Origin of the sequence: Vibrio mexicanus (assembly GCF_001012815.1) — a bacterium.
Taxonomy (GTDB): Bacteria; Pseudomonadota; Gammaproteobacteria; order Enterobacterales; family Vibrionaceae; genus Vibrio; species Vibrio mexicanus.
The window spans coordinates 73,474-97,204 of record NZ_JYJP01000014.1 but is presented as its reverse complement, the minus strand read 5'-3'; the positions used below and the strand labels follow the sequence as shown (position 1 = coordinate 97,204).

Annotated in this window: 18 protein-coding genes and 4 pseudogenes; 7 read left to right on the top strand and 15 right to left on the bottom strand. The window is 47.1% G+C overall.

Annotated elements, in window-relative coordinates:
* Positions 1–49: 49 nt before the first annotated feature.
* The 12 genes and pseudogenes from gnpA to UA76_RS01890 all read right to left on the bottom strand — a co-directional run bounded on the left by gnpA (position 50) and on the right by UA76_RS01890 (position 14,299).
* Positions 50–2,238: pseudogene (gene gnpA / locus UA76_RS01945) on the bottom strand (1,3-beta-galactosyl-N-acetylhexosamine phosphorylase).
* A gap of 70 nt (positions 2,239–2,308) precedes the next feature.
* Positions 2,309–3,478 (bottom strand): glycoside hydrolase family 88 protein, encoded by a 1,170-nt coding sequence (locus UA76_RS01940; RefSeq protein ID WP_047042495.1) that lies wholly within the window; start codon positions 3,476–3,478, stop codon positions 2,309–2,311.
* A gap of 236 nt (positions 3,479–3,714) precedes the next feature.
* Positions 3,715–4,475, bottom strand: a pseudogene (gene kduD, locus UA76_RS01935) (2-dehydro-3-deoxy-D-gluconate 5-dehydrogenase KduD).
* Between the two features lie 63 nt (positions 4,476–4,538).
* Complete coding sequence (locus UA76_RS01930; RefSeq protein ID WP_047042493.1) at positions 4,539–5,579, bottom strand: UDP-glucose--hexose-1-phosphate uridylyltransferase; 1,041 nt, start codon at positions 5,577–5,579, stop codon at positions 4,539–4,541.
* Positions 5,572–6,612, bottom strand: a complete 1,041-nt coding sequence (galE, locus tag UA76_RS01925) for a UDP-glucose 4-epimerase GalE (protein ID WP_047042491.1) — start codon at positions 6,610–6,612, stop codon at positions 5,572–5,574. Before galE ends, UA76_RS01930 begins: the two co-directional genes overlap by 8 nt.
* A 4-nt stretch (positions 6,613–6,616) precedes the next feature.
* Positions 6,617–8,245 carry a SulP family inorganic anion transporter gene (locus UA76_RS01920; protein WP_052771903.1) on the bottom strand — a complete coding sequence of 543 codons (1,629 nt, stop codon included), beginning with the start codon at positions 8,243–8,245 and terminating at the stop codon, positions 6,617–6,619.
* Between the two features lie 583 nt (positions 8,246–8,828).
* Positions 8,829–9,449, bottom strand: coding sequence for a bifunctional 4-hydroxy-2-oxoglutarate aldolase/2-dehydro-3-deoxy-phosphogluconate aldolase (locus UA76_RS01915; protein ID WP_047042489.1), 621 nt, complete (start codon positions 9,447–9,449; stop codon positions 8,829–8,831).
* A gap of 13 nt (positions 9,450–9,462) precedes the next feature.
* A complete protein-coding gene (gene kdgK / locus UA76_RS01910; protein WP_047042488.1) occupies positions 9,463–10,416 on the bottom strand; it encodes a 2-dehydro-3-deoxygluconokinase in 954 nt (317 codons plus the stop codon).
* Positions 10,417–10,483: 67 nt separating this feature from the next.
* Positions 10,484–11,119: an RpiB/LacA/LacB family sugar-phosphate isomerase gene (locus tag UA76_RS01905; protein WP_047042487.1), complete on the bottom strand. Its 636-nt coding sequence runs from the start codon at positions 11,117–11,119 to the stop codon at positions 10,484–10,486.
* A gap of 136 nt (positions 11,120–11,255) precedes the next feature.
* Positions 11,256–11,767: pseudogene (locus UA76_RS01900) on the bottom strand (YgjV family protein).
* Between the two features lie 44 nt (positions 11,768–11,811).
* A pseudogene (gene kduD / locus UA76_RS01895) lies at positions 11,812–12,572 on the bottom strand (2-dehydro-3-deoxy-D-gluconate 5-dehydrogenase KduD).
* Positions 12,573–12,880: 308 nt separating this feature from the next.
* A complete protein-coding gene (locus UA76_RS01890; RefSeq protein ID WP_238322132.1) occupies positions 12,881–14,299 on the bottom strand; it encodes an OprD family outer membrane porin in 1,419 nt (472 codons plus the stop codon).
* Between the two features lie 627 nt (positions 14,300–14,926).
* Between UA76_RS01890 and UA76_RS01885 the strand changes: the two genes are divergently transcribed.
* The 4 genes from UA76_RS01885 to UA76_RS01875 all read left to right on the top strand — a co-directional run bounded on the left by UA76_RS01885 (position 14,927) and on the right by UA76_RS01875 (position 18,855).
* Complete coding sequence (locus tag UA76_RS01885; protein WP_272945993.1) at positions 14,927–16,018, top strand: PTS transporter subunit EIIC; 1,092 nt, start codon at positions 14,927–14,929, stop codon at positions 16,016–16,018.
* Positions 16,000–16,452 (top strand): PTS transporter subunit EIIC, encoded by a 453-nt coding sequence (locus tag UA76_RS25100; RefSeq protein ID WP_272945992.1) that lies wholly within the window; start codon positions 16,000–16,002, stop codon positions 16,450–16,452. Before UA76_RS01885 ends, UA76_RS25100 begins: the two co-directional genes overlap by 19 nt.
* 66 nt (positions 16,453–16,518) lie before the next feature.
* Complete coding sequence (gene ascB / locus UA76_RS01880) at positions 16,519–17,949, top strand: 6-phospho-beta-glucosidase (RefSeq protein WP_047042485.1); 1,431 nt, start codon at positions 16,519–16,521, stop codon at positions 17,947–17,949.
* A 225-nt stretch (positions 17,950–18,174) separates the two neighbouring features.
* Positions 18,175–18,855: a hypothetical protein gene (locus tag UA76_RS01875; RefSeq protein WP_047042483.1), complete on the top strand. Its 681-nt coding sequence runs from the start codon at positions 18,175–18,177 to the stop codon at positions 18,853–18,855.
* A gap of 317 nt (positions 18,856–19,172) precedes the next feature.
* Here the strand turns inward: UA76_RS01875 and UA76_RS01870 are convergent, their stop codons facing one another.
* The 3 genes from UA76_RS01870 to UA76_RS01860 all read right to left on the bottom strand — a co-directional run bounded on the left by UA76_RS01870 (position 19,173) and on the right by UA76_RS01860 (position 20,541).
* Entirely contained in the window at positions 19,173–19,889 is a 717-nt protein-coding gene (locus UA76_RS01870) for a YebC/PmpR family DNA-binding transcriptional regulator (protein ID WP_047042481.1), read from the bottom strand.
* Positions 19,890–19,980: 91 nt separating this feature from the next.
* The gene (locus tag UA76_RS01865) at positions 19,981–20,190 is read right to left on the bottom strand and encodes a DUF3283 family protein (protein ID WP_047042480.1); all 210 of its coding nucleotides are present in this window, start codon (positions 20,188–20,190) and stop codon (positions 19,981–19,983) included.
* Positions 20,191–20,340: 150 nt separating this feature from the next.
* Complete coding sequence (locus UA76_RS01860) at positions 20,341–20,541, bottom strand: PA3496 family putative envelope integrity protein (RefSeq protein WP_047042477.1); 201 nt, start codon at positions 20,539–20,541, stop codon at positions 20,341–20,343.
* 700 nt (positions 20,542–21,241) lie between these two features.
* On the opposite strand from UA76_RS01860, the gene UA76_RS01855 reads away from it, so the two are divergent.
* Genes UA76_RS01855 through UA76_RS01845 form a run of 3 tightly spaced genes read left to right on the top strand, consistent with a single transcriptional unit; the run spans position 21,242 to position 23,495 of the window.
* On the top strand, positions 21,242–22,090 hold the full coding sequence (locus UA76_RS01855) for an ABC transporter ATP-binding protein (protein ID WP_047042475.1): 849 nt from the start codon (positions 21,242–21,244) through the stop codon (positions 22,088–22,090).
* Entirely contained in the window at positions 22,087–23,019 is a 933-nt protein-coding gene (locus tag UA76_RS01850) for an ABC transporter ATP-binding protein (RefSeq protein WP_047042474.1), read from the top strand. The genes UA76_RS01855 and UA76_RS01850 overlap by 4 nt, the downstream gene beginning before the upstream one ends.
* Complete coding sequence (locus UA76_RS01845) at positions 23,016–23,495, top strand: hypothetical protein (RefSeq protein WP_047042471.1); 480 nt, start codon at positions 23,016–23,018, stop codon at positions 23,493–23,495. The genes UA76_RS01850 and UA76_RS01845 overlap by 4 nt, the downstream gene beginning before the upstream one ends.
* The last annotated feature ends 236 nt before the right edge of the window (positions 23,496–23,731 follow it).

Here is a 23,731-nt window from a genome sequence, read left to right as displayed (position 1 = left end):
TGGTTTTTGCTTTGGAGAAAAGAAAAGGTGCCGAAGCACCTTCCTTTTATTACTCAGCGGACAACCAACGCCACTCATAAGGCTCAAGTGACAAACTCACTTCATGCCCTTTGTGATCAATCACCGTCACTTTCTGCGGCTCTGACGAGAAGTTCACAGCGGTCGCCATCAATGTGTCTGGATAGAAAGCGACGTCCACTTCAGGGTTTGATGATAGCCAGCTCTGAGATTGGCCGTCATTGGCTCCCAGCCAAATCAGAATGTTCTGCAACAAACGAGCATTCTCTGTGGTGAAGGGTAAGTTACCTAAATATACAGAGCGGCCTTCGCCATACTCTTTCGCCGTTAACGCCAAGTGTTGCCCCTGAGCAACAATCACATTGAGGTCATCAGCTTGCGGATAGACGTAGCTTAAGTTTCCAAAGTCCTCTTTGCCGGATAGACATTGGCTGAGGTAGTGCTCTTCATTCACCGAAACCGGCATAGCCACACGGCCCATGGTCAGCGATGTTTCTTTCTCTAAACCGAACACATCACCAAGTTGGAAGTAACGGCCATTCTTTTGCAGCGCAGAGGGATCAGACACACCTAGAAGGCCACCGCCTTGCGCGACAAACTGACGAATGGCGACTAACACATCTGGATTGTCCCAACATTCGCCACCACTCCACGCAGAGTTTGCATCGCCGGTGTTAATGATGATTTTGATGTCTTCATCAATGCCGTTTTCAACGATGTCATCGAAACTGATGAACTCAACATCGAACGGCAAGCCCGACAAACACTCAAGCAAATTGTTGCCCACGAGTTCCATGACATCTGGGCGCGGTGGCACGTAGAATCTTTGGTCGCGAGCTTGATTTTGTAGCCAGCTTCGCGCCTTACCCCAAGCGCTTAGTACCGCAACTTTACCCGCCACTTTCTGCGACTGCGTTCGTTGAGTGTGCTGCAGGTAATCACCAAACTGCTGCGAAACTTCAGTCACATGATCAATGAAGTGTGGGAATTTGTTGGCTAGTGACAAGTAACCACCGTAACCGATGCGATCAAGAGGTTTTTGCAACATAGCGCGGCGAATCTTAGTCCAGTTAGACATAGACTCGACCACAGGATCGTTGCCTTCACGGAATACATCTGGGAAGAAATAAGGATAGAATCGCGCTTCGCGGATTTGGTCACCGCCAGAGTCTGTCAGTCGACGCAAGGCCACACCATCTTCAACTGCGCCAATATTGATGTCCAAACCAATCTGCTGATAGCTCTCTAGGAAAGGTTCGGTGCCAATCCAGTGATCGCCTTGGAACATCGCAGTGCGCTTACCCGCCTTGTGCGCCATAGAAACCAGCTCGGCTGCAAAGCTCACCACAAACTCTTGAACGAATGTCATCCAGTCTTTGTAGCGCTGAGAAGGGACTTTATAAGTGCCGTTGTAATAACCCGCGTCAACAAAATCTTCTGGCGTTAAACGGTAACCAAAGCGCTTTTCAAAGTCGTCTAGGGCGCGAGGCTTACCGTTTCGCCATATCCCGTCCAATCTCGATAAATGTCTTGGTTCTTCTCTCCAGTGTCGATCACGAACAGGAAAGCAAAGGTGGTAAATCGCACCACGGTCGTGTTCGGGTGCTCATCCAGCCACGTCTGAAAGTGGTTCAGAAGATGCGAGCGACACTCTGGATGATAAGGATCTAAACTGCGAATGCGCGGCCCTTCCCAGTCGTTGGTTAGGGCGTTATACATGGAAACGCTATCCCATACCTGCCTTGCAAGGAAGGTCACCGTGTACTCATGGTAAGGGACAGCTTGATAAACTTGCACCGTGTTGGTGTCTGCGCACACATCCCAGTGCTGAACATCTATCACTTGGTTAGTGGTGCGATTACGTACTTCCCACCACTGTTTCGGATCGCTGTCATCATCCAGCTCGTATTTGTCTTTGCTGTAGCCATCAAGCGGTGAGATAGACACCGTTTCACTCATCGCCGTGACAGGAAAAGACATCAGATACTTACGATGCAGATATTGTGGATTGTCGTAGGCATATTTCTGATCGGCACGCACCAAACACATCACCGAATAGATATCGCTGTCTTGCTCTGCCAGTGAATCAGGCATGCTGGTTCCGTCACTATCACGCAGCGCATCCGCTTGCCATTTTTTGTAGAGATCCAGCACCACTTCTTCTTGTCCGACTTCAACGGGCAGAGTCATATGGCCTTTCGGTTGGTCTATTTTAGACATAAAAGCTCCCTAAGGCAGGGAGCCTATTAAACTCTCTGCCCTATTAAAATCAATAAATTGGATTAGTGAATTACCAGAAGAACTTCTGATAACCATTGGCACGCATCAGTGCCTCTAAATAGTAGTAGTCGCCGTATGGCAGCATGTTGTCGCAAAGGCCAACTTTGACAAAAGACGCGCCGTGCGCCAATAAGCCAAGTGCATTATCGTCTTGAGTAAGATCGCAGCTGTCCATCAAACCTTGCAGTAAGTACAAGCCCCATTTTCGGTACTGCTCGGCCTCTTGCTCATCGTCAATGCACTGAGCGATCAGTAACAGTCCCGCAGCGGTAATCGCGCCCGCCGAGCTGTCTTTGTACTGAATCTCGTTAGCAGGAAGTGAGTAATCCCAAACAGGCACACCGTCATCGGTGATCTGCTCAACGGCGTATCGAGCCAACTGCTTAGCCAGCGTTAAGAACTTCTCGTCCTTTGTGTAAAGATAGGTTTGGGCAAAGCCATGCACCGCCCAAGACTGGCCGCGCGCCCAACAAGAGTCGTCGGCATAACCTTGGAAGGTTTCGCCCTTGATTGGCTGCTGAGTCACCGGATGGAAGTTAAACGAGTGATAGGTTGAGAAATCATCGCGAACAATGTGCTTAGCCAGTGTTTCACTGTGGCGCGTCGCCGCCTCTGCGTAGACCTTTGAACCTGTCACTTCTGATGCCCAAAACAGCAATGCGGTGTTTTGCAATGAATCGATGATCGATTTACCTTGGGTGATTTCAGGCCCAAGTGGATGTGTGTCGTTCCAAGCAACAATGTATCCGCCAATTTTTCTGAAACGATGGATCAGATGATCCGCAGCGCGAATCGCCATCATTTTTGACTCTTCATCGCCTGTCAGCTTGTAATCTGCTACGCAGCTTAAGCTGTATTGGAAACCAAGATCGTGATCTAACCAAAACGGATCCAACAGCATATCGGCAAAGTACTGTTTGCGAAGCTTCGCGCTGTTTTTGAAGGTCTGCTCTGCGGTCATTTGGTAGCAAAGCCACAGCTCACCGGTCCAGAATGACGAAACCCAATCAAACTGACCACAGTACTGCCATTGATGCGTGTCTGTGCCGATTTTAGGGTTGCGTTCACCAATTTTGGCAATGTTCTTTTTGATGGCTGCCACCACAGTAGGGAGGTGGTCGATCACTCTTTGCTCGTTCAGCTCAGCGGGGATCGGGCGCAGCGTAATGGAATCCGTCATGTAACAATACTCTCTTTACAACATTTATGGATATAACCAAGCAAGCGAGCCAATAAAGGGGCGATATTTCTTACGATTTAACGCAAGCTTGGATATCAAAAATAAGTTCTATCAATACTATGACGCCATCATATCGGACGCTCGAATCTTAAACGCAAAGGTTGCTCACATTTTTTGAAACGACTTTTCATTTTATTGATTGGGTACAAAAAAAAAGGCTGTCGAGCAGCCCACCATTAACGTGCTAACCAGCCACCATCAACAGCCACGGTATATCCGTTCACATAGTCTGACGCTTTTGAAGCCAAGAACACGGTTGGGCCCGCAAGATCGTTCGGCTCTCCCCAGCGCTGGGCAGGAATACGCTCAAGAATGGCTTGGTTACGTGCTTCGTCTTCTCGTAGCGCAGCCGTGTTATTGGTGGCCATGTATCCCGGAGCAATCGCATTCACGTTGATGCCTTTTGCTGCCCATTCGTTTGCTAGCAAACGAGTAATACCCATTACGCCACTTTTTGATGCGGTGTAAGAAGGCACGCGAATCCCCCTTGGAAAGAGAGCATAGAGGCGATATTAATGATCTTGCCGCCGGTCTGCTGCTTTTCGAACTCACGCGCAACGAGCTGCGACAGGAAGAACACACTCTTGAGGTTGATGTCCATGACGTCGTCCCAATCTTGCTCACTGAACTCAATCGCATCAGCGCGGCGAATAATGCCGGCATTGTTGACCAGTACATCGATTTTACCCGCGAGCGTCACCGCCTGTTCAACCACGCTGCTTAATGCATCGTGCTGACTCAGATCAGCAGTGATGGCGTAAAACTTTCGACCCGCTTGGGCAATCATTTCCGGTGTTTCGCCAGCATCGTTGTGATTCACGCCGACGATATCGCACCCCGCTTCTGCGAGTGCAATGGCCATGGCCTGACCCAGGCCTGTATTACAGCCCGTCACCATTGCCACTTTATCGTCTAAACTAAATAACTCTTTATTCATCGTTGATTCCTTGATTACTGCTTTTACCCCTTGCATAGAGCAAGGGGCCTCATTCGCTGAGGTTTATTGTTGTTTGTAGTGGGTGGTGCTCACGTTTCTTAGACGCTCCGCCGCCTGTTCTGGGGTTAAATCACGCTGACTTTCGGCCAACATTTCATACCCGACCATAAACTTGCGCACAGACGCACTGCGCAATAGTGGTGGATAAAAACAGGCGTGGACTGTCCAATGTTCGTTGGCACTGTCGTTGAACGGCGCGCCATGCCAGCCCATCGAATAAGGGAAGGAGCACTGGAACAGGTTGTCGTAGCGGGTGGTGAGCTCTTTGATCGCAACGGCCAAGTCTTGTTTTTGCGCTGAGCTTAAAGATGTCAATCGATTAGCCGACTGCTTAGGTAGCAATAGCGTCTCAAAAGGCCAAGCCGCCCAATAGGGCAAAACCGCAAGCCAATGCTCGGTTTCAACCACAATACGCTCTTGCTCGCTGAGTTCACGAGCAACGTAATCGTCCAGTAACGCAGAGCCATTCTGTTGGTAGTAGGCTGAGAGGTTATGGTCTTTGCGCGCGATTTCGCTTGGGACAAAACTGTTGGCCCAGATCTGGCCGTGAGGGTGCGGCTGAGAACAGCCCATGGTTTCACCTTTGTTCTCAAATACTTGAATCCACGGGTAATCCTGTCCTAGTTCTCCAGTCTGCTCGACCCAAGTGTCCACCACCTTCTCGATCGCTTGCACAGGAAGTTCAGGCAGTGTTTTGCTGTGATCAGGAGAGAAACAGATCACACGGCTTTCGCCACGTGCACTTTCCATTTTCAACAAAGGATCCGCCAAGCTATCTGCAAGCGGCGTATCTTGCTTGAGCGCTGCAAAATCGTTTTTAAAAACGTAAGTTCCTTGATAATCCGGATTCACATCGCCGCTGATGCGCTCATTGGTCGGACACAGGAAACAATGTTTGTCGTAACTCGGCAGCGTATCATTCGAAACACTCTCTTGCTGGCCTTGCCAAGGTCGTTTCGCTCTGTGTGGCGACACCAATACCCACTCTCCGGTTAACGGGTTAAAGCGGCGATGTGGGTGATCCGTCATTTCAAAATCAGACATGTTTTTCCTTCCTACAACTACTGTCCATACCCATTCGGTTCTTCACTTGCCAATTCCAACTGTGTGCGGTCATGTCATCCAGACCGTATCGAGCTCGCCAACCCAAATCGCTAGCCGCTTTTCTTGCGTCGGCATAACATTCAGCAATGTCGCCTGCTCGCCTTGGCATTAATTGAGTGGGGATGCTGTTCCCTACGGCCTTTTCCATCGCAGCCACCATTTGCAGCACGCTCGTCCCTTGGCCTGTTCCCAAGTTGTAGACATGCAGTCCGCTTCGACCAGAGAGTTTTTCAAGTGCCGCCACGTGGCCGTCGACTAAATCTTCAACGTGGATATAATCGCGAACCCCGGTACCATCGGAGGTTGGGTAATCATTGCCAAAAATAGAAAGCTGCTCACGACGGCCGATCGCCACTTGAGTAATAAATGGCATGAGGTTATTGGGAATACCGCTTGGGTCTTCGCCAATCAGGCCAGAAGGGTGGGCACCGACTGGATTGAAGTAACGCAGTAGGCAGATGCTCATATCGTCGCGCGCATTAGCGATATCAGCTAAACACCGCTCGACCATATGTTTGCTGGTGCCATAAGGGTTGGTGGTTGCCCCCGTTGGCATAGACTCATCGATCGGCACGCTAGTAGGATCGCCATACACCGTCGCGGATGAACTAAAAATCAGTTGGCGAACGTTAGCTCGGCGCATCGCAGCCACCAGAATCAAAGTGCCATTGACGTTATTGTCATAGTACTCCAGAGGCTTAACCGTTGATTCACCTACTGCTTTTAATCCCGCAAAGTGCATCACGGCTTGAATATCATGTTCGGTAAAGATGCTGTCTAGTATCTGTGGGTCTCGAACATCCCCGATATAACATTTCGGCGCTTGTCCGCACAGTTGCGACAACGGCGTTAATATCGCTTCATTCGCGTTGCTCAAATTATCGAGAATAATTGGGGTATATCCGGCTTGGCTTAGAGCGACACAAGCGTGACTTCCTATATAGCCGCACCCACCAGTAACTAGAACTTTCATGCACTTACCTTTTAACTATGGAATCAAGCAGAGGAGTCAAACGATCTGAGAAGTGCTCAGGTCGAATGTGATGGCTTGATTTAAGAAGCGCCGATTTAGGACCATGTTTAAATCGGCAAAAATGGATCTCTTTATTGCTGCTGGCAATAAAGTCATCGAGCATTTGCACGCCAAGATGATCGATGAAGTTGATGCCACGCCCCAGAATAATCAGGCGCTTGGCATCCAAGCTTTCTAGCTCTTGATGAAGGTGTTGAACGCAGCCATAGAAAATAGAGCCGTTCACACGCACCACTTGTGTCTCGATCTCGCCTGACTCTTCCAGCATTGAATGCTCAATATGTTCAACGCCAGGCTTCGAGGTTTTGCGTAGATAAAAGAAAAGGGACAGTAAAATACCGACGTAAATCGAGAGCTCTAAGTGCAACATCAAGGCAGAGATAAATGTCGCCGATAGAACCAACGCTTCTTTACTGTCTTGCCTAAACAGCTCAGCAATATGATGAAAATCGATGAGGTTCCATGCCACGATTAGCAGTAGGCCCGCCATCCCTGCTACCGGAATGTAAGCGGCATACTCGCCCCAGAATGTCATGATCAGAAACAGTAATACGGCTGCGAATACCGCCGCTAGTGGGCTTCGAGCGCCACTGGTGTAATTGACGCCGCTGCGCGTGAACGACCCAGAAGACATGTAACAGTTAAAAAAGGCACCTGCGACATTGGACAGGCCCTGGCCAATAAACTCTTGATTACTGTCGAGTCGTTGTCTCGATTTAAGCGCAACAGAGCGGCTAATTGAGATCGCCTCAACCAATCCCAGCATCGCCACAGCAATAATACCGGGCAGCATGGCTTCAATATGATGTAAACCCAAGTTAGGAGACGAAAGAGATAAGGCGACAGAACCAACCTCGCCGACCAAAGCGACCTCTTGTTGCCAGAACACTCCACCCAAATAGGCGCACAACATGGCAAACAGCATCGCAATCAGCATATTCGGCGCTTTAGGCGAAGCCATTTTTACAACCACACAGGTAGTGACCGTAATCGCACCAATAATAAGCTCGTGAGGTTGCCAACCTTCAATGTAAACAAGCAGCTGCTTTAGGCTCTCCCAAGCTGTATCTGCAGATTCATATTGCAGCCCAAGAACATGCTTGAGTTGACTAATCGCAATCACGAGCGCCGCTCCAGCCGTGAAACCCAGCACAACAGAATGCGAAACAAAGTTAACGAGAGCGCCAAACCTGAGTAAGCCAAACAGCAATTGCACAAGGCCGGCGCAAAACGTCAGCGTTAGACAAAGCTGGATGTACAGAGGCGATCCCGGCAGAGCAAACTGGCTGATAGTGGTAAATACAATGACCGACAACGCGGCGGTTGGGCCGGAGATTAAATGGTGGGATGAGCCAAACAGTGCGGCCACGATGGCCGGAATGATTGCAGTGTAGAGACCATATTGTGGCGGTAAACCCGCGATCATCGCGTACGCAATGCCTTGGGGAAGAACAATAATCGCCCCTGTTAGGCCCGCCCAAAAATCCGCAGTGATGGATTCACGATTGCTTTGAGGCAGCCACGCAAGAAAGGGCAAATAAGATCGAAGACTGGCTTTCCCTTTCATTGACATGTGACGACTCCAAAACAATCAAAATACGTAATGATTAGCCACCAACAAACAAAGCCAACCATATTGATAGCCGTACTATATTAAATTTATTTAATTTTTAAAACGCCATTTCATGTTTACAGGTTAAATATTTCAATTTGTGTGACAGAGATTATAAAACACCATTTCAAAAATAGATTCTTTGTTGAAATAAGCGGAAACAAGAGACAGAATTGATGACAGATAAGTCAATATGACGGTCCAAACGATTGGCACCTTGACTCATCTCATTTCATCCAACCATGGAAAAACCTTACAACGCATTAGATTTGGCCACTGCATTCTGCAGTTATCTATGTGCAGAGTAAGACACTGAATAATAAGAAATAGCTGTTGCTAAGAGTATTTAACTCAACGAGATGTGAATCTCTCCCTACTCGGGTCTTGCCATCGCGCTAGACCCTTTTTTTTGCCCAATTTTCATGTTGACGGTTAAGAGCGCCCTCAGACATAGAGAGTTCAGATGCTCCAACAGGCAAAAAAAAGCGCTGCCATATTGGCAGCGCTCCCAAATGGGGATTTACAACAAGGTAGGAAACTATTTTTAAATGCTGCTAGCCGCCGTTTTCACTAACGCAGCGAGCTCATCCCAACGATCTTCATCAATTAGATTATTTGGCACCATCCAAGTGCCACCGCATGCAACAACCGCTGGAATATCTAAATAGTCTTTTACGTTGTCAGGGCTAACGCCCCCAGTCGGCATGAATTTCACAGGGTATACTGCGGTCAAAGCCTTAAGCATGGCAACGCCACCCGATGGATCTGCTGGGAAGAATTTCAGCGTTCTTAACCCCATCTCCATCGCTTGCTCAACCAAACTTGGATTGTTCACACCGGGTACAATCGCCACGTTACGTTGCTGACAATAGCGTACTGTGGTCGGGTTGAAGCCAGGGCTCACAATGAAGTCCACCCCTGCGTCTATCGCTTGATCAACTTGCTCTGTTGTTAGAACCGTACCGGCACCAATCAACATGTCAGGGTAAGCTTGCCTCATCTGTTTAATCGCTTGCGCCGCCTGCTTGGTGCGAAATGTCACCTCTGCACAAGGTAAACCGTTTTCTATCAGAATCTGCGCAAGCTTGGCCGCTTTATCTGCATCTTTAATCGCAATGACAGGGACAACCTTAATCTCTGCCAACTGTTGGTCTAAACTTTTCATTCAATCTCCTTTCTCAAGGCATAGCTGTTTTTGGAATGATCGCGCCACGATGTTGAATCACCGTTGCCGCCAACTGATGACCACTATGCCCCGCTTCGGTTGGACTTTCCCCCAGTACACGCTTAGCTAGATAGCCAGCACTGAATGAGTCTCCCGCCGCGGTCGTATCGACCACGTTGGCAACCTTTTGTGCTGCGACTTCGATCTGCTGGCCGTCATAAACAATCCAACACGCTTGTGCGCCGCGCTTAATAACAATTTCACCCACACCAGATTCCAGCGTACGCTGAATCGCTTGCTGTTCAGTTTCGTCTTCCCAAAGCAACTGCTCGTCTTCAAATGTCAGAAAAGCAATGTCGGTGAGCGCTAACATGTTCTGATACCAATGCTGCGCCACTTCAGGAGCCTCCCACAGCCGTGGGCGATAGTTATTGTCAAAGGCGATGACTGCGCCTTGATCTCGACACTCCGCAAGGAAGGTCATCAGGCGAGCGCGAGAATCCTCAGGCAAAATCGCCAAACTAATACCGCTCAAGTAAATCAGCTGGCAAGAAGACAAGGTGTTCATTACCGTTTCAGTGTCGATCGCCTCTAGCCAGAAGCGCGCCGCTGATTCGTTTCTCCAGTAATAAAACTGCCTCTCACCTGACTCGTCAGTTTCAATGGCATACATCCCCGGAACGCGGTCTGCCAATTGATATACCCCTTGTGTATCAATCCCCTCTTCACGCCAAGCTTCAAGCATTTGGCGGCTGAAAGGATCGACACCTAAACCGGTGATATAGCAGGTTTCCAATCCAGCACTTTGGGTCATACGCGACAAGTAGATCGCGGTGTTGAGCGTATCGCCACCAAAGCCTTGAGACAGGCTGCAATTTGGGGTCGCAGTCTCGCCTTCAGGCTGAGGTGGCTTCGACAGCTCAACCATACATTCGCCGATGATGGCGACTCGTTGAATGGTTTTCATCACGTTTGTCTGCTTACTCGCGATTTAATCGTTCAGTCATGCAACTGTGTACTCAATCTGCTCATCATTAAGCAATTAAAGAACGCACGTAGTCGGCCATGTCGTTATCTTGGCAATGCTCGAAGAAGCATGCTTGGAACTGCTTGCTGCCCACGGCCGTTTTTACTAACTCTTGATCAATCGCTTTTAGCGAAGCAATCACATCTTTCGCAACCGCAGATTTCACATCATTTAGGATAGAGGCGTTCTTTTGCTGAGGCTCAGCGCGCTCAATTGGGTAACCTTCGCCACGTGCACCGGTAAAGGCTTTTTCGAAGATGTAACGAACGTTAAGCTCACCTGCCCAACCAAAGCCTTTGGCAAACGCCAATGCAATCGCGTTGCCGTTATTGATTTGATTAAATAGGAAAGCGTCCGAAGGCTCTAAACAGTAACCACATACTACGCCCGGGTGTAGGTTAGACGACATCAATGCACCCTGACCGGTGCCACAGCCCGTTACAACGAAATCGACCGCTTTCGAGTTCAGTAGAATACTTGCCATGATTCCAAGATGAATGTACGTAAGATGATGGTCATTCTCGTCCGTCATCCCTACGTTAAACACATCATGACCCAAGACACCTGCGACTGTGTTAAGTTCATTTGCCACCATCGCGTTTTTACCCGCTTGGCTGTTTTCCATCATTAATGCAATTTTCATGTTTTCTCCTGCGGTACTGCCGCAATTTTGATTTCTACACGACCACGTATTTCGTGTAGAGAGTTAAATTTTGCAGAGCAATGCAGACATACCGCGACGCTGCACTACCCTTTCCTTGTCATTTTCGCCACGCCGATTAAGAGTGCGCGGCAACCGAATCTGAACACCGATTTAATCGATAAATCGTGGCGCTATTGGTTGCTATGATTGTGGCTTCGAGTAAGGTTCCGCCAATTGAACCGACGATCAGGTTGTTTGCTAGCCAACATATTGCACCGAGTAAAAAGCCCACTCTCATCTTGATGCCGGATAAACAGAAAATGGAATAAGTGCCAATAATGGTTCCGATAAGAGGGAGCATATCCACCCAGGCATCGACCACAAACCAACCCGCTACCAGAGTGAGGGCGATGAAGAACACGGCCACCCACCTGGTGTTGGTAACGATCGCCGTTCCTGTTCTAAGCGTTGACAGTAAAGCGCCCAAAGCTGCTGGAACCGCCCCCAATAACACGTAGTGGAGCAAATGATTGAGGTTAAAAACCAACATAAGGCTTTTAGCCGCGCATCATCTTTTTGATAAAAAACCGCGATACCGAGAGCGAAACTCACCAAACCAACAGCTTGGGCTAAAACAGACTCAGTCATCATGGTGAAACCCCATTTGTCTTGCTGACTATCTCGCTAACCTACTATCTAGCTAACCAACCGCCGTCAACGGCAATGGTGTACCCGTTGACATAGTCTGAAGCGCAAGAGGCCAAAAACACGCAAGGCCCCGCGAGATCCTGCGGCTCACCCCAGCGACCTGCAGGTATGCGATCAAGAATGTCTTGGTTTCTTTGAGCATCGGCGCGCAGCGCCTGAGTATTGTTGGTGGCCATATATCCCGGAGCAATAGCATTAACATTAATGCCCTTGGAAGCCCACTCATTGGCCATTAAACGCGTCACGCCCATCACTGCACTTTTCGATGCTGTATAAGAAGGTACGCGAATCCCCCTTGGAAAGAGAGCATTGAAGCGACATTAATGATCTTCCCTTTGGTTTTCTGGGCAATAAACTGTTTGGCTACGGATTGAGACAAAAAGAACAGCGACTTAATGTTGATGTTCATAACGTCATCCCAATCTTTCTCGCTGAAGTTAATCGCATCGTCGCGGCGAATAATGCCTGCGTTATTAACCAGTACGTCTATCTTTCCAAACGCTTCAAGCGCTTGTTCAATAATTGATGGAATGGCTTGCGTCGACTGTAAATCAGCACGAATGTCTAAGAAACGTCTTCCCGTTTCACGAATACGCTGCGCTGTCTCCGTTGGTTCGACAATATTGACTCCAACAATGTCGCAGCCAGCTTGCGCCAATCCCAGAGCCATACCCTGCCCAAGACCAACGTCACAACCCGTTACCAGTGCAACCTTCCCTTCAAGACTGAATGAATTCAGTGCCATTCTTTGTTCCCTTAAAATACACACATATACATAGTCGTTATGTATAGAGGCATGTGGTTAGCAGCTTGTTTATGCTTCAATCACTTTTCGCTAAAGTATCAATACAAACTCAAATTAACAATTAAAAATAAAAAGGCGTTTCATATTTATTGATAGAGATCGTCTTTTTATATAGTGAGGATAAAAATCATAAGAGCTTGGCGACAACTGCTTGGTGATTACTTCAACCAACGTAGTGAAAAAGTGACGACAAAAATGCCCAGCAGTCTCCCGCCGGGCAACGTTTTTTATGCAATCCGTACTTTCGATTACTTCAACTTAAGGCTGTAAGAAATCAGGATCTTAGTGTCGTTACGATCTTTCTTGTGAACGATATCTTCGCCACGGAAAGTACCGCGGAATACGCGAGCATTCAGACCTTCAAGAGAGCCATCTAGGAACTTGTAGCCTACATTCCAATCAAAAGAGTGCATTGAACCATCGTAAACTTCATCAATTGCGCTAGAACGTACGTTCTCGCCAATAGCGCCACCTACACCAGCCGTTAGCTCAGGTAGACCCCAACTTTCGAAGTTGTAGTTCACCGCTAGTTTCGCTGCACGCGTACCATCGATGTTGTAGTCTTCTAGCTGAGTCGCTGTTTGTTGGAAGTGACGGTTGTCTGAGTTAGCCCAAGGCGTTAGACGGAAGTTGTAACCCACCGCTTGGCCTTGTGTATCTGTCGAACTAAGGCCTGCAATCCAAGTGAAGCCACCATGCTTAAGACGAGCACCCAATGCCAGGTAACTTTCGTTTTTCGCATCCGTTGCGTTTGTCAGCTCAGACTCTTCTGCACGTGAACCGTGGTAGAAAGCAGTAAGGTCTAGCTTCGCACCATCTAAGTCAAAGCCGTACTTACCCAGTGCTTGCCAGTTTGTACGGTAGTCTTTGCCTTCACCGTAACCCAAATCAATTTGACCGTCGCCAAACTTGTAGATTGCGCCTACAGTGTGAATGTAATCAATCTCTGTATTGGTCGTATCAACACCTGGCTTTTGGTTTTGGTGCCACTTAGTGGTCATTGGTAAGAATTCTTTGCGCCAGTCGTTTTTGAACTTGTCTGCAATCGCGTAACCAAAGATGAAGTTACCTACATGCGCTTTCGCTTCAATACCTTGGTATGCATGCGGGTTTAGACCCCAGCTAGAACGGATGGTACCGATGTTGATTCGAGTACGACCGCCGCGAACCGCAAGGCCTGCGTCGTCATCACCAAACTTAGCTTTCAGCGCCATGATTGGCACTGCTGCGTACGATTTTTCACACGCTTTACCATCGTAAGATGGGTTACCTTCACAAGAGTGGTCGTAATAAAGGATCTCCGACATACCCGTTGTAGAACCAATCTGCAGGTTAGTGTTAGCCCAGATATCTAAGCCAACTACATCTCTAAAATAGCCAGACTTGTAGTCCATCGCCAATTGAAGAGTTTGGTTCTCGATATTTGGTGTCCAGTTACCTTCATCGTCTTTCTGCTCGCGGTCACGAAGGTATAGGAAAGAGTGAAGATTCACTGAAGAACTTTCATAAAACGCTTGCTTAGCTTCTGTTGCCAGATCGACCGCCGCCGCACTTTGGTTAAGTACATCGTTTGGATCGAGGTCATCAGCCACTGCTTGACCCGCTACAAGGGCAGTAAGAACAGATGCCGCCAGCAAAGACCTTTTGTTTCTATGTTTCATATCCATATATTCCATTTATTGATTTTATATCACCATTTGATTTGCGCTTTTAATATTATTTGATTTTTTTATAAAATAAATAGAAACGTTGTTTTAAAAATAGAAAACTAGATCTTCATCATAAATAAAATGTGGATTTTATTTGGCGATATGCAACTAATAACGCTTACATAAAGAGAGTTTTATTCGATTAAAGATAATTTTTTCAGTGAGTTATGACTAAATCGTCTTAGCATGTCTGGGAAGGTCGAATAATTAAGCGAGTGAATCAATGACTGGCTAACGGTGGAATGATCACTCAAAAGCGTTCAGGTTGACTGCATAATCTGACGTTTCCCTCCGTCAAGAAGGCGTCAAACGCATTCTGATAGCCGATAAAAACAACACAGGCTTTCTCTCAGCTCAGCATGACACCAACTGATCCTCCAGCCAGAACGCGCACCATGATTTACCCACTGATGAAATTGGATCCTGTTGAGATTCATGATTGATATGGTTAATTTGCGCGCGATCCCACTTTGGAAATAGCAATGATGACGAGGGTTTATCTCATCACTGTTATCGGTAACATTATGATAACTAAGGCATGCTTTCAGGATCGTTTGCCGAGGTTCATTTTCTCAGGAGAACAGCATGGCCACAGACCACCACACTCTTGCTAGCTCGGTGCTTAAACATTTAGGCGGCAAAAACAACATTGCCGACTTAACTCACTGCATGACTCGGCTTCGCATCACGTTGCACGATCAGCAGGCGATAAATGAGCGAGAGCTAAAGCGTGTGAATGGTGTCATTGGCGTGGTGGTGAAGGGGGACAAGGTTCAAGTCATTGTCGGTAATGACGTTTCCCAAGTGTATCGAGCAATGCAAAACTTGATAAACAACTCTAACTCTTCTGAAGATCAAACCTCGCCTGACCCTCAGTCACTTCAGCAATCTGCTGAGCAATCAAAGCCGAAGTCATCAGAGCCCCTATCTGTTCTCAAGAACGTCTGTTCTGCAAGTCTCGATCTGCTTATTGCTACCATGTCGCCACTGATACCGGCCATCATTGGCGGCTCTATGATCAAGATTCTTGCCATGCTGCTTCAAGCCACGGGCATACTGTCGGCCGACGATCCAACTCTGGCAGTCTTGACTATCTTGGGCGACGCGGTTTTCTTCTTCTTGCCAATTATGGTGGCAGCATCTGCATCGATAAAACTCAAAACCAATATGTCGTTAGCTATTGCGCTGGCGGGTGTCATGGTTCACCCATCTTTCATTTCGCTGATCGACCAAGCCGCCAATGGTGAGCTTGTCTCCTTGATCGGAATTCCTCTTTCTTCCACCAGCTATGCCTACTCTATTTTTCCAGCCCTGATGATGACTTGGGTACTCTCTCACATCGAAAAGTGGGCCGACAGAATCACCCCAAGCGTCACCAAAAGCTTTTTAAAACCCATGATCATTATGTTGCTTGCAACGCCGATCGCGTTACTTGTCATCGGGCCGCTCGGGCATGGAGTCAGTGAGTCACTTATTGGATTATTTACCGCGATTTATGAGCAGTTGGGCTGGTTCTCTTTAGCCATTGTGGGCGCTGTGTGGCCACTCATCATACTGACTGGGATGCACCGAATATTCACCCCTACAATCATTGAAACGATTGGCAAAAACGGCTACGAGCTCTATTTCTCCCAGCACAAATTGGCGCCAATATTGGGATGGGAGGCGCCTGTTTAGCCGTCGCTTACAAAACCAAGAATCTCTCTCTTAAGCAAAGTGCTAAAGCGGCTGCGGCCTCCGCCATTTTTGCTGGCGTCACCGAGCCTGCTTTATATGGCGTTTTGGTGCGATTGAAACGTCCATTGTTCGCAACCATGATCACGGGTTTTATCATCGGTGGGCTGGCCGGAATGCTGGGAGTTGTCAGCTACTCATTAGCCGCTCCAAGCCTACTCACCAGTGTGCAATTTTTTAATGTTGAACACACAATGACCGTAGTTTGGGTTCTTGGGCTAATTGCACTCACTATTCCACTGTCGTTCGTCATCACCCTAGTAATGGGGTTCGAAGACATTTCAGAGAATGCCAATGAAAACGACCAGCCTAGACCTGCATCTCTATCCAATGGCGATGCCGCTTCTCAATCACCAAAGCCTGCAAAGGTGAAGTGATGTTTTATAAGGTTCCTTACACTCGACTCTCTTTCCGTTTACTCAACCATCCACATGAGGTTCACCATGTCCGATACTGAATTTCCTAATGACTTCCTCTGGGGCGGCGCAATTGCGGCCAACCAGTCAGAAGGTGCACACCTCGCAGGCGGAAAGGGCCTCACCACCGTTGATATGATTCCGTATGGGGCTAATCGAATGCCGATCAAGCTCGGGCAGGTGCCTCATGTTGAGCTTGACCCAGATGAGTTCTACCCGAGCCATAACGCCATCGACTTCTACCATCGCTACAAAGAAGACATCGCCTTATTGGCAGAAATGGGCTTTAAAGTGTTTCGCCTCTCGATAGCTTGGAGCCGAATCTTTCCTAAGGGCGATGAGTTAGAGCCCAATCAACAGGGGCTGGATTTCTATCGAAGTGTATTTGAAGAGTGCAAAAAGTACGGCATTGAGCCTTTAGTCACGCTGTGCCACTTCGATGTGCCAATGCACTTAGTCAACGAGTACGGCTCTTGGCGTAATCGAAAGATGATTACCTTTTTTAGCCGCTATGCTCGAACCTGTTTTGAACACTACAAAGGATTGGTGAAAAACTGGCTGACTTTTAATGAAATCAACATCCTACTTGCGAGCCCTTTTTCTGGGGCCGGTTTGCTGTTTCAAGAAGGTGAGAACCACGATCAGGTGAAATACCAAGCCGCGCATCATGAACTGGTGGCCAGCGCCCTTGCGACCCAAATTGCTCACGAAGTGGATGAAAACAATCAAGTCGGCTGTATGTTGGCTGGAGGCAACTTCTACCCTTATTCGTGCAAACCAGAAGATGTATTTACTGCAATGGAGAAGGATCGGGAGAACTTGTTCTTCATTGATGTGCAAGCTCGGGGTTACTACCCGTCTTACGCGCAAAAAGTCTTTGCCGATAAAGGCGTTGAGCTCGTTACAGAGCCGCAAGACTTTGAAATTCTCAAGCACACGGTCGATTTCATCTCATTTAGCTATTACGCTTCTCGCTGTGCATCTGCCGGCATGAACGAGGGCAACACCAGCGCCGCTAATGTCGTCAAGTCCATCAAAAATCCGCATTTGCCAGCTAGCGACTGGGGCTGGGTTATCGACCCACTCGGGCTTCGTATCACAATGAATACGCTCTACGACCGCTATCAAAAACCGCTATTTTTGGTCGAGAATGGATTAGGAGCCAAAGATACACCAGATGAGAACGGCCACATTAACGACCAATACCGGATTGACTACTTACGTGAACACATTATTGCCATGCATCAAGCAATGGAAGATGGTGTCCCGTTGATGGGTTACACTCCGTGGGGCTGCATTGACTTGGTTGCTGCGTCTACAGGAGAAATGTCAAAGCGATATGGCTTTGTTTATGTTGACCGAGATGACAAAGGAAAAGGTTCACTTGCACGCACACCTAAGCAATCTTTCTATTGGTATAAGAAAGTCATTGCCAGTAATGGTAAGGATCTGAGTTAATCACCTAAACACATAATTAAACGGGTAACGGTTCAGTGCTTATCGCTGAACCGTTTTCAATTTACAGTGTGAATTACCCTAATCCTTTGACTTTCACTAACTCTCGTTGCACTTCCTACCTATTAACAATCTCGATAGCTCCTATTTTCGCCACCGAAGATCGCCTTGATATATTGCCTCCACTTCCGGGAGTACTCAAAAAATCAATCAAAAAGGTAGATCTGAATGAACAAAAAAATCTTATTAGTCGCTTTGCCAGCTGCACTCATGGCTTCTGCTAGCTACGCATCAGACTTCACTGGTGGCCTTGAAATCGACAATAAGTTTTCCGCAGATAAAGTTGAAGACCTAGGAACGGGCGCAAAATTATTCATGGGGTATAAAGGATTAACCCTATCTGCAAAACGCAACGACGTAAAAGCCAAAGAGTACAACTTCAACTACAAGCACGACTTCGACAGTTTCTTCCTAAAGGGTGAATACGAGTTTGTCGACAACCGCTCTCGTGTTACCCGAACTGGTGAAAACAGTACAGGTGCCGATGTCAACAAGTTCGGTATTACCGTGGGTACGAATGTCATGGACATGTTTGATACCTCTTTCCGCCTACGTAAAGACTTAGATGCAAAAGAGATGAACGGCACCAAAAGCGATATCACCCGCTTCGATCTGGCGGTTGGTAAGCAGTTTGAGAACGTTTACTTCAATACCAAGCTAGTTGGGCAACATCAGGCCGATGCTCGAATCGCTACAGTCAATGACACCATTTACAACGTGGAAGCTCGCTTAACCTTCAACAACATTTCCGACAACTTCACTCCTTACTTTGAAGCGGGTAACGAAGCGAAATTTGGCAGTAATGATAGAGATACCTACGGCAAAGTCGGCGTTATCTTTAACTTCTAACGCTAGTAGCCTCTATCGTAATCAACTGCCATAAAAAATAGTGTCTGCAAGTTATTGACTGTTGTTGAAAAGATCGGACTCCTCGCCACCCCGCGATAGTAGATATTCGTAGATTTACGGAACAATGATCAAGGATGCAGACACATTCATGTTGAATCAAGAGCAATGCACATTCGTTGTCATCCAGCCGCCGACTATGGTGGACTCGTGACAATGTCTCTTACGGAACAATGATCAAGGCAATTTCAACGCATAAAAAAAACCGAGCAGTAGCTCGGCTTTTTGTCACTCTTACCGCAGTGGGTAAGTGAGAAGAATTACAGCTCAGCGTTATGGTAAACCTGCTGAACGTCGTCACAGTCGTCTAGCATGTCTAGGAACTTCTGGAACTTCTCTGCATCTTCACCCGCAACTGGCGTGTGCGTTTGAGGTACAAACGTGATTTCTTCAACATCCAGAGTTAAGTCTGGGAACGCTGCAGTTAGCGCTGTCTTTGTTTTGAAGAACTCTGTCGTTGGCGCGAATACAGTGATAACACCGTCTTCTAGTTCAACGTCTGTTACGTCTACGTCTTCCATCATCAGCGTTTCTAGGATGATCTCATCATCGTCGCCTTTGAACTGGAATACCGCTTGGTGAGCGAACATGTGTGAAACGGAACCTTCAACACCGATTTTCGCACCGGTTTTAACAAAACACTGGCGAACGTCTTGGAAAGTACGGTTGCCGTTATCTGTTAGACAGTCAACGATAACGCTCGTGCCACCAGGGCCGAAACCTTCATAGCGTGCTGGTTGGTAATCTTCACCACCGCCACCATTCGCTTTATCTAGAGCTTTGTCGATAACGTGTGCTGGAACTTGGTCTTTCTTCGCTTTAGCGATCAGGTGCTTAAGTGACAAGTTCATGTCTGGGTCTGAACCGCCGTTCTTAGCACACATGTAAATTTCTTTACCGTATTTGGAATAAACTTTAATTTTTGCGCCTGCTGTTTTCGCCATTGAGGCTTTGCGCACTTCAAAACTTCTTCCCATCGGGATGTTCTCTCTAATTCAATTTATTGCGAAGGATTTTAGCAAAATGCGGCGGGTTTTCAATTTCTCGCCTTGCTGAGGAGTGAGCGACCTAAAAGACGCCCATTACTCGTTTGTATTTCTCGATGCACTGCGCAAACCAAATGCGTTCTTGCTCATCGGTAATTTTATTGAGTTGCTCGGTAATTTCTTCCGGGCCACCTTTCGCTTCCCGTAACTTCCAAACTAAGAACGAAGCCTGCTTATCAAGCTCTATTTTGTTCTTTTCATCAGCGGGTAACAGCGACAAGTTGATCGACATATCGGAACTCAAACAAATAATACATGGGCACGGAATATAGCATAGCACGGCTGAAATTTAAGTGATTTTGTCTCGGGTGAGATCAAGAAAAGGCAGAAAATAATAAGGGTGGCTCCTTGGCCACCCTAACAATCTAGTGTTGCTAATAATTTAGTGTATTAAACCTAACTCCCTTGCTTCTTCCATTGTTAAACCGCTTTCTCTGATTTCTCTCAACGCTTCAATACGGCGACGAGCTTCTGCGGACTTAACCTGGGTTTTAACTGGTTTTTGTGATTCAACTTCTTCCGTGAAGTCCCACTTATTAGCAATATTTGTCATTTCGTCATGGTCAATAGAATTAATGGACATAGTACCTCCGCACAAACCATGTAGGGACACCTAATCTGTAGCAAATGACTTTTTTGTTGTTAAGATTTTTCGCCTCAGAATGTGATAGGGCTAAACCTTCCGAAACACGGCTGACAAATTCGTTAATAATTCTTTGCGCACGGCAAAAAGTCGAAGTACATTTAGAGGATTCCCCCGCACAAAAGTACCGAGATCCAGATCCCACTATTTGGGCCTACTTTTACCGTGCTCAATTTCCTTCCAGCCCTTTACTCTTCTGACTTTAAGACGTTAATCACACAATTGTTCAATCGAGCTATTCACACTGTAAATTACTGATATTTAGACTCATTAGACGACAAATAAACGAACCAAAAATCTAACGTATTCTAGACGTTTAAAATCCTGATTTTACTAGGGCGTTGAAGTGTTATTTTGAAGTTGTTTGGGTTCGGCAGCGACACTAAGAGTGAGTCACAATATTCAAAGCTGGCTTCTAACAAAAAGCCATCAATTAAAGCTCGAAATTGTTTCGTTTTAGTTCCTTGACGACAAAGACTTATCCGATTGCAAACTCATCTGGCGTCTCTAATGCGAGAACGGAGCGTCTTTTCCATGTCCATTTTTCGACACACTTCACCTTTTGCTATTACTTCACTTTTAAAATGCCGATAAATGTAAATGATAACAATTATCTTTTGTATTTAATTGGAGCAACTCTATGGATGAGTTCTATCTTGAGCATGCGGAGCACCCTGATCCGATCATTCAAGTACGAGACTTGAAGGTGGATTATATCACCGACAACGGTGATTTCACGGCTGTAAAATCCGTTAGCTTTGATATTGGCAAGGGAGAAGTTTTCGGCCTTGCAGGTGAATCAGGCTGTGGTAAAAGCACTATTGCTTTTGCACTTAACCGTCTTCATAAGCCGCCTGCGTTCATTTCTGGAGGCGAGATTTGGTTTGAAGGCCAAAACCTACTTTCGTTGTCTGACAAAGAAATCACCGCGCTTCGCTGGAGCGAGATTGCGATGGTTTTCCAAAGTGCTATGAACTCCCTTAACCCCGTGATTTCGGTGGAAGAGCAATTTGCTGACGTGTTGCGTCATCACAGAGGTTATACCAACGCACAAGCCCGTGATCGCGCAGAAAAGTTGCTTGATTTGGTCAATATCCCTCGCGACCGTTTAGGTGAGTATCCGCACCAATTCAGTGGCGGTATGCGCCAACGCTTAGTGATTGCTATTGCCCTATCTTTGAACCCTAAGATGATCATCATGGATGAGCCGACAACCGCACTCGACGTGGTGGTTCAACGCGAAATTCTGCAGCAAATCTACGAGCTAAGAGAAGAGTTCGGGTTCTCGATTCTGTTCATCACCCATGACTTGGCGTTAATGAGCCAGTTGTGTGACCGCATTGCGATTATGAAAGATGGCCAGATTGTCGAAGTGAACCACGCAAGGCAGATCCGACAAAACCCGCAGCATCCATATACTCAAAAGCTTTGGGCTTCGTTCCCGAATATCCATGAAGCGAAACGTACCGTAGAAGGAGCTCTGGCATGAGCGAACCAATCATCCGCTTAAACAACGTTGTTAAAGAGTTCACTGTTGGTGGTGGCTTTGCCAAAGAAGAGCGATTCCGCGCGCTACAAGGCATTAGCTTTGATATCTACGCAGGTAAAACGCTGGCGCTGGTGGGCGAATCAGGCTGCGGTAAAAGTACTTGTGCTCGCTTGATGACCAAAGTGTACCCGTGTACCGAAGGAGAAATCCTGTTCAAGGGTAAAAACATCGATGACATCAAGAAGCGTAAAGAACTCCAAGAGTATCGAAGCCAAGTTCAGATGGTGTTTCAAGACCCGTTTGGCTCGCTAAACCCAACTCATACCATTGAACACCATCTGACGCGTCCTCTACTGATTCACAAGCAGGTAAAACACAAGTCTGAGATCCCAGCGAGGCTTGAAGAGCTGTTAGCGCTTGTTGAGCTTCCTAGCGACACATTAGCGAAGTTCCCACACCAGTTGAGTGGTGGTCAACGTCAGCGCGTCAACCTTGCTCGCGCCCTCGCTGTCGGTGCGGAAGTGATCTTAGCTGATGAGCCAACATCAATGCTCGACGTTTCAATTCGCTTAGGCGTACTGAACCTCATGCAGAAGATGAAAAACGAGTATGGCATCGGATTTTTGTACATTACCCATGATCTTGCCACGGCGCACTACATCGCCGAAGAGACAGCAGTAATGTACAAAGGCCAGATCGTTGAATGGGGTGATACCCACTCGATCTTAGCCAATCCGCAACACCCCTATACTAAGTTGTTGATCTCTGCGGTGCCGGATCCTGATCTTCCATTTGGCGAACTGGTCAAAACTCAGCCAAACTATTCTGTAGAAGCCGATGAAATTCGAAACCGAAGCATGGCGGTACAAACCGAGTTTGATCAAGTGGGTTCTAATCACTTCGTGAAAAGGTGGACAGACGCAGCATGAGTGAACTAAACCGTTGGGTAGACGCGATCAGTCAGTGGTATGAAGAACGAAAGCATGATCAAGTAGAAAAGCTTGAACCATTGATCCTAACGCCGCCAGATTCAATCTGGGGGCCAACCATTACTGATACACAAAGCAAAGCCATCGCTTGTTGGTTAGATGGGTGTTTACGACTCTATAAAGCCAATCAGTTTTGCGCTCAGCAGAAAGCGTTTCAGTTTCTACAACTGGCGCAAGCGCGCTTGCAAAGCGTTGTATCCGATCCAATGTCCGAGTTGGACTTGAAAGACTGGTGCATGAAGCGCTTGCAGCACTTAACGGTTTTATCTCTCGAGTTTTGCAATCAGCAAGATGGCAAACAGTGGCAATCAGAATCGAATCAACTGATCGAGGCACACGTGCATTTCATGGAATCGCATCAATGGAATGAAAATAAATGGAACGAAGAGAAGCCACATAGTCGCGTAATGCACTAACTCCAATCAACTCAAACAAGCGCGGAAACATGATCAAGTTAAACCTTGATCATGTTTCCGCTTTTTTGATCATATCGCTGAACTGAAGGCAAAAAAAAGCGAGTCCTAAAAGAACTCGCGAACATATTCAGAATGAATGTAACAATATGAGCCAATCTATTAATTCATCAGAAAGGACAAAAGGTTGTCTATTCGAGATAAATACTAGCCCTGATATTGACCACTTATGTCAGTTC

Bases quoted from the DNA above. Each gene is read 5' to 3' on its own strand.
- UA76_RS01885 (WP_272945993.1), top strand. From the start codon at position 14,927: ATGGCCACAGACCACCACACTCTTGCTAGCTCGGTGCTTAAACATTTA.
- kdgK (WP_047042488.1), bottom strand. From the start codon at position 10,416: ATGAAAACCATTCAACGAGTCGCCATCATCGGCGAATGTATGGTTGAG.
- UA76_RS01940 (WP_047042495.1), bottom strand. From the start codon at position 3,478: ATGACGGATTCCATTACGCTGCGCCCGATCCCCGCTGAGCTGAACGAG.
- UA76_RS01890 (WP_238322132.1), bottom strand. From the start codon at position 14,299: ATGGATATGAAACATAGAAACAAAAGGTCTTTGCTGGCGGCATCTGTT.
- UA76_RS01865 (WP_047042480.1), bottom strand. From the start codon at position 20,190: ATGTCGATCAACTTGTCGCTGTTACCCGCTGATGAAAAGAACAAAATA.
- UA76_RS25100 (WP_272945992.1), top strand. From the start codon at position 16,000: ATGGGAGGCGCCTGTTTAGCCGTCGCTTACAAAACCAAGAATCTCTCT.
- UA76_RS01920 (WP_052771903.1), bottom strand. From the start codon at position 8,245: ATGTCAATGAAAGGGAAAGCCAGTCTTCGATCTTATTTGCCCTTTCTT.
- UA76_RS01860 (WP_047042477.1), bottom strand. From the start codon at position 20,541: ATGTCCATTAATTCTATTGACCATGACGAAATGACAAATATTGCTAAT.
- UA76_RS01850 (WP_047042474.1), top strand. From the start codon at position 22,087: ATGAGCGAACCAATCATCCGCTTAAACAACGTTGTTAAAGAGTTCACT.
- UA76_RS01870 (WP_047042481.1), bottom strand. From the start codon at position 19,889: ATGGGAAGAAGTTTTGAAGTGCGCAAAGCCTCAATGGCGAAAACAGCA.
- UA76_RS01930 (WP_047042493.1), bottom strand. From the start codon at position 5,579: ATGTCTGATTTTGAAATGACGGATCACCCACATCGCCGCTTTAACCCG.
- UA76_RS01905 (WP_047042487.1), bottom strand. From the start codon at position 11,119: ATGAAAATTGCATTAATGATGGAAAACAGCCAAGCGGGTAAAAACGCG.
- UA76_RS01915 (WP_047042489.1), bottom strand. From the start codon at position 9,449: ATGAAAAGTTTAGACCAACAGTTGGCAGAGATTAAGGTTGTCCCTGTC.
- ascB (WP_047042485.1), top strand. From the start codon at position 16,519: ATGTCCGATACTGAATTTCCTAATGACTTCCTCTGGGGCGGCGCAATT.
- UA76_RS01845 (WP_047042471.1), top strand. From the start codon at position 23,016: ATGAGTGAACTAAACCGTTGGGTAGACGCGATCAGTCAGTGGTATGAA.
- UA76_RS01875 (WP_047042483.1), top strand. From the start codon at position 18,175: ATGAACAAAAAAATCTTATTAGTCGCTTTGCCAGCTGCACTCATGGCT.
- UA76_RS01855 (WP_047042475.1), top strand. From the start codon at position 21,242: ATGGATGAGTTCTATCTTGAGCATGCGGAGCACCCTGATCCGATCATT.
- galE (WP_047042491.1), bottom strand. From the start codon at position 6,612: ATGAAAGTTCTAGTTACTGGTGGGTGCGGCTATATAGGAAGTCACGCT.